Annotated in this window: 4 protein-coding genes; 2 read left to right on the top strand and 2 right to left on the bottom strand. The window is 60.9% G+C overall.

Features of this window, described 5'->3' with window-relative positions:
• Window positions 1–728: response regulator transcription factor (locus ABWP84_RS14690; protein ID WP_353212790.1), on the top strand; the 728-nt coding region annotated here is incomplete at its 5' end.
• Window position 729: 1 nt separating this feature from the next.
• Window positions 730–921 carry a hypothetical protein gene (locus tag ABWP84_RS14685; protein WP_353212789.1) on the top strand — a complete coding sequence of 64 codons (192 nt, stop codon included), beginning with the start codon at window positions 730–732 and terminating at the stop codon, window positions 919–921.
• On the opposite strand, the gene ABWP84_RS14680 is transcribed toward ABWP84_RS14685, so the two are convergent.
• The gene (locus tag ABWP84_RS14680) at window positions 918–1,622 is read right to left on the bottom strand and encodes a hypothetical protein (RefSeq protein WP_353212788.1); all 705 of its coding nucleotides are present in this window, start codon (window positions 1,620–1,622) and stop codon (window positions 918–920) included. The genes ABWP84_RS14685 and ABWP84_RS14680 overlap by 4 nt on opposite strands.
• 263 nt (window positions 1,623–1,885) lie before the next feature.
• On the bottom strand, window positions 1,886–4,009 hold a 2,124-nt coding region (locus ABWP84_RS14675; RefSeq protein ID WP_353212787.1), incomplete at its 5' end, for a YjbH domain-containing protein.

The raw sequence follows: 4,009 nt of genomic DNA, 5'->3' as shown, positions 1-4,009 counted from the left end.
AGGCAATTCATGTTATTGTACTTGATGATGATCGCGCGTTTTGCGATGCAATAAAAGCATATCTGGAGCTAAACGGCTGTAAGGTTGATGCCGTTCTGAATGTTAATGATTTTTTCCCCCTGCTCCAATTAAAAATTCCTGATATTTTATTGTTAGACCAGCGGCTCGATATGGTTAGCGGGACAGATGTCTTAAAAACCGTTCGGCAAAAATACGAATTTCCATGCATCATCATTACGGGCAAATCCGATCCGATGGACAGGATTGTCAATCTTGAACTCGGCGCGGATGATGAGTGCGAAAAAACAACCTCTCCCAGGGAAATTCTTGCCCGCATCCGTGCAGTGGTGCGACGCAATCGGATAGCGGCAGCGCCAGCGCAACTGGCTGCCGCCAGCATTTCAGGCGAGTGGCGCTTTCAAGTCGCCCGGCGCGAGTTGCGCCGCCCCAATGGCGCCATCTGTCCGCTCACCACGGCAGAATTCACCATGCTGCGCGCGCTCTATGAATCGGCGGGTGAGCCGGTGAGCCGCGCGGTCCTCTTCGAGAGTGTCTTCGGCCGCCGTTATGACCCGACGGACCGTGCGGTGGATACCTTGATCCGCAAAATCCGCGCCAAAATCGAGCCCGGCTCGGAACCAACGGTGATCAAGACGATCCGACCCATCGGTTATGCATTCATGGGCTTCCCCGAACAGGACAGCCGCGCTGATGATGGTGAGGGCTGACATGACCTCGGCTACCGCCAAATCTCAGCATCGGCTGGCCCAGTTTTTCGCCACCGCCGCCTTGTCCGTCGATACAGCGCAATTGCTGCTCAAGGAGAGCCGCTCCGAGGAGGCCAAGATCTGCCTGGGTCGCGCGATCACGGCACTTGCCGAGGTGATCCGCGCCGTTGAGGCCGAAGAAGCCCGAGGCTAGGCCACCACGAGTGGTTGCACGGCGCGCTCCGCACACCAGCCCCTTTGCAGTCTTCGGCATAGCACCGCGTAGGGCACGCCGAATTGCGCCGCAGCTTCGCGCAGTGTCATCTCCACATTGCGGATACGGATGCTCCGTCGCGGCACCCCGCGGCGGGGTATTTGATCTGACCATAAGCAATTCGCAGGTGAAAATGGCTCCTTTGCATTCACCCGCACCAGCCGATGTTTCGGTGTGGGCCTTTTGCCAATGTCTCGGAAGAAATTGCTAAATCCCTCACCATTCGGCAGGCACCAATTCGCGCAGATCAATTCTGAACTATTGCGATGCAAAAGGGTCTGCCAGGCTTGATACTCCGGGAGCCGCATCGTGCTGCGTTTGCCGCCATGCAGCGTGAAGCGATCCGCGGTCTGGTCATTGCGGAAACAGCCACAACTCGAGGTCCTGCCGTTTTTGAGCATATCCTCGCGCACGGAGGTCAACTTGCCGCATTCGCATTTGCAAATCCACCGCCGCCGCGAAAACCGCCCTCGCCATAAATAGGGCTCATCTTCTGCACAGACGCTAAGCCTGCCAAAATTCATTCCAATATCAACAATAATAGAACTGGTTGGTTCCGCTAGCAGCACATTGCCGTGCTGGAAAAGCGGCCGCCTCGAACTCATCAGACCCATAACCCGCGAATGCACCGCGTCGAACATTTTAAATTTTACCAGTCACGTTAAACCTGAGAAATGACGAGTTTTGATGTGCGCCAAACTATTCGCAAGACAAAAAATCAACCAAACCATTGATAAATATAACTATTAAATACAATAACCCACAAAATTCGCACGATAACTCATTATTATAAAATTAGTGCAGAGAAATACATATAACGAACGCGCATGAATTCCCAGGCGCGACACCCTTCACCCGCTGCAGGGCCTTCCACGCTTCGCCTTGTTCAAAGGCCGCATCCGCCTCAGCGGCTAAAGCCGCCAAACCCAGCGCGAAGCGCATCCGCCCTGCCATCGCGCGACACATCCCATAGCGGGTTATCCACACTCAACCTTTGGCCGCCATCGCGCTGCACCGTGCGAAAATTCAAATTGGCCCGCGCCTGCGTGCTCGGCCCAAACAGGTCAAAGGGAATGCGAATGAAAACCCCCTTGTCAAAACTCCCCTCACCAAACCGGCTGAAGGCGACATTGGTAAAGGTGGCAAAACCGCCAATCTCCACGCCGCTGTCAAAGCGCCGTCCCACCTCCAATGTCGTCCCCCAATCACCCGCCAAATAACGCCCCGCCCGCAGCACGGTGTAGATGTTCCACCACGGCGTATCCCAATAGGCCGAGGCATGGCCGGTCACCGTGTTGTACCCAAGCATCGCGAAACGCTGGCGATAATGCCGTTGCGCCAGCACATTCACATCCACCCCCAGCGCCAGGGCGGAATCATGCGGCCGCCACAGCAACTCAGCCCCACCGCCGGCAAACATCGGCTCCAGCAGCCCCGCGCTCAACCGCGCAAACCAATCCGGTGCCGGGTTCCACATCCGCTCAACATAAAGCGCCGGGATGGATGTGGTGCCCGCCCTGGCATAGCGGGCAAAGTCGCTGCGCACATGCGCCAGGGCGGAATTGCCGGGCAGGCCCTGGTCCATATTCTGCACCAGGGTTTGCTGCACGGCACCCGCCATGACGATCCCCCAGCCCAGCTCCAGCCGCCCGCCAGCGGCCGCCCCCAGCTGGTAGCGCAGGCTTTGCTGAGGGTCGCCCAATTGCAGCTTCAGCCGCGGCTCGATGCCCCAGGCGAGATGCGGTGGCGGCACCCTAAACCCGCCCGCCTCAGGCATCGCCGCCAGCAATTGAGCGCTGCCAAACACCTCCTCGGCGCTGCCGCTGCCCCAGGCCGCCGCCTCCATCGCCTCGCGCAGAATCACCACCCGGCCAATCGTCGCCCCGGCACGCTCATGCACCACACGGATGCGCTCAATCGTGGCCGGCACATGCGGCTGGGCGGCGCGCGCCACCCTTGCGGCCATCTGCGCCAGGGTGCGAAACCGCCCGCCGCTCACCGTCACCACCGCCTCATCATCGCGAATATTCAAGCCCAGCGGGGTAAAACCTGCCTCCCGCAGCGCGGGGAAGAGCGCCATGGCCACGCTTTCATTGGTGAATTCCTCCACCGCCTCGGGCCGTGGCACCATCAGCGGCGGCGGTGCGCGGCGAAATTCCGGCGGGTTCAGCGGGTCCAGCCGCAGGCTCAGCCGCAGCACGGCATCGGTGCCATGCACGAAGCTGGCGCCAATATCGAAGAACTCATTGCTCCATTGCAGCCCGGCATTGAAGCGCGTCTCTGCCCGCCCGCGCAGGGCAGTGTTGCGGGCGGGATAGCCACCGCGCTCGTCGCGCAGCGCATCGGCGGAATATTCCAGCTTCACCCGAAGCCCCGTGATCCCGCCAAAGGGCGTGGGAATCTCCGGCACATTCCACTCCACCCCGCCGAAGAGGTCCACCCGCTGCCCACGAAACAACGTGTTGAAAGCCGGCACGCCACCCTGGCCCACCTGGCGGGGGCGGGTGTTGAAGGATGAAAGCCCATAGCCCAGCGGGTTGGGCAGGTCGCTGCCGGTGGCCAGCCGCCCCCAGCCCATGCCGAGCGTGAGGTCGAAATCCCAAAACCTCTTGCTGCCTACAATATACTCGGCGGCATAGATGCCGGTGCCGATGGCATCCTGCACCCCCACCGCCAGGGCTGGCCGCCAGTCATTCTCCTCCCAGAGCCGGGCGCGCAGGTCGAAGGCGCGGTCGGTGGTCTTGCCGTGGCCGGTGGTGGCGTTCAGCTTGTCGGTCAGGCGGAAGGTGGCCTCCAGCCACGGCAGAGCCTGCCAGTTGATGAAGCTGAAGCGGCGCTGATGCCGCTGGGAGGCACCGGCCTCGATGGTGCCATCGGCGCGCATGCGGGCATTGCGGCTTTCCACCAGCCCCATGCCGCCGAAATTGGCGCCCGAGGGCTCAACCGCCTCTTCCGGCCAGGCGGGTTCTGCCAGCAGTGCCGCCCAGAGCAGTGCCGCACGGGGCAGCGCCACACGGGGCAGCGCCGC

The sequence above is a fragment of the Rhodovarius sp. genome (assembly GCF_040399605.1).
GTDB lineage: Bacteria > Pseudomonadota > Alphaproteobacteria > Acetobacterales > Acetobacteraceae > Rhodovarius > Rhodovarius crocodyli_A.
The sequence above is the reverse complement of the archived record's forward strand: the minus strand, read 5'-3'. Positions and strand labels throughout refer to the sequence as shown.